The 1,139-nt window shown below is 44.6% G+C and carries 1 protein-coding gene and 1 pseudogene; one reads left to right on the plus strand and one right to left on the minus strand.

All coding sequences use genetic code 11. The features are described from left to right. Window positions 1-200 (plus strand): annotated as a pseudogene (locus ACNQ0T_RS23120) (hypothetical protein); the annotation flags it as partial. A 68-nt stretch (window positions 201-268) separates the two neighbouring features. Here ACNQ0T_RS23120 and ACNQ0T_RS23125 read toward each other — a convergent pair. After that, entirely contained in the window at window positions 269-769 is a 501-nt protein-coding gene (locus tag ACNQ0T_RS23125; RefSeq protein WP_001752509.1) for a non-heme ferritin-like protein, read from the minus strand. Between the last annotated feature and the right edge of the window lie 370 nt (window positions 770-1,139).

The following is a 1,139-nucleotide window of genomic DNA, read 5'->3' on the forward strand; positions in this document are numbered from 1 at the left end:
TGATTCGATGTGTTTGCGGGAAAAAAATCGGCCCAGATCCGCGAAATTTTAATCAGCGAGTCAGCTTGGGAAGAAATGACCTGCTTATTCGCACCTTCCTTAATATAAAGACACAAGCAGAGACATTTTTGGCACGATATAAAAACGCTAAGTTAAAAAATCACTATGACGTGTTGGGTATCAAATGTTCACTGGCATAAACCTCTGTTTCTGATGTAAAACAGATTTTCTGAGGAGGCGTAAAACCTCCTCGTACTGCGAAATTGATTTAGTGATAGCGATCGATCACGCCAACCAGATAGTGGTCGGTTTGCTGCATGTTGATGCCCGCTTTTTTAGCGCTGCGGACTTCATCCAGAATGATTTGCAACAGCGTCCCGTCCACGATTTCCTCTTTTCTGTATCGCTTCAGGAAGTTAATCGCTGACTTATCGTTTGCTGCCTGGGCGTCTTCCGTCAAAGAGGTCAGCGCATTAATGCGCTTCTGGTAATCGCTTACCGTCTGCTCAAACAGATCTTCCAGCGTGGAAAATTCACCGCACCGGGCGTGTTGCTCCTGTAACACCGGCGTGGCGCCGCTCTGTTTGATGTATTCGTACATGCGCATCATTTGCGTCACCGTATTTTGCGCCTGATGACGCAAAAATAGTGCGGTGCCATTAAGGCTATTCTCGCTGCACCTCTGGCTGAGCTGAAGATACAAATTTGAGGTATAAAACTCCTGATTCATTTGCGCATTCAGTTTTTGAACTATTCCGCTAGCGATCATAGGACTTCCTTATTTCTTGTCATCTCAGAAAACGGTCACTCTTCGAAAAAACAACCAGAATAAAAGCGATTCTTTCGCTTTTTTTATTGCGCCTGGTTACGCAGTCATATTCATTTTAAGTCGGGATGCTCCTTATTTAAATATCCAACCCTACTATCGCATTTCTATCTGGCATTATTCTGTGATGGTGTTTCGATATTCACACTCCCTGTGCCAATCCTTTCTTATCGACAGTAGGAAACTTCCTCCGGCTATTCTGCTGAACACGATTAGGGGCACTGTTGCAAAGTTAGCGATGAGGCAGCCTTTTGTCTTATTCAAAGGCCTTACATTTCAAAAACTCTGCTTACCAGGCGCATTTCGCCCAGGG

It is taken from the genome of Enterobacter cloacae complex sp.6700776, from assembly GCF_048284255.1.
GTDB lineage: Bacteria > Pseudomonadota > Gammaproteobacteria > Enterobacterales > Enterobacteriaceae > Enterobacter > Enterobacter intestinihominis.

Bases quoted from the DNA above. Each gene is read 5' to 3' on its own strand.
- ACNQ0T_RS23125 (WP_001752509.1), bottom strand. From the start codon at position 769: ATGATCGCTAGCGGAATAGTTCAAAAACTGAATGCGCAAATGAATCAG.